The following is a 277-nucleotide window of genomic DNA, read 5'->3' on the forward strand; positions in this document are numbered from 1 at the left end:
TCGGTGTCGACCAGGTAGTTGGTCTCGTAGCTGAACCGGCCAGGGCCGTCCTTCAGCGACCATGCCGCTTCTGGATCAGTCTCTGAGATATACTTGGGCGGCTTCTTCTTCGGGCCGGATTGTACCGTGCCTTCGGCGGCGGCCAGCTTTTCCAGATATTCAGCCACCGGGCGCTGTACCTGTTCCTGCCGCGACCAGACTCTTTGAATCGCGTCCGGCGCATCCTTACGATCCCGGTTGGCATCCGCCTCGATGGTGCTGCCGTCGATGGCCGCGT

General features: G+C 61.7%; 1 pseudogene. It reads right to left on the bottom strand.

What is annotated here, in order from left to right:
- Positions 1–277 (bottom strand): annotated as a pseudogene (locus Q1A53_RS23365) (IS5/IS1182 family transposase); the annotation flags it as partial.

The organism is uncultured Roseobacter sp., from assembly GCF_947496515.1.
Classification (GTDB): domain Bacteria; phylum Pseudomonadota; class Alphaproteobacteria; order Rhodobacterales; family Rhodobacteraceae; genus Roseobacter.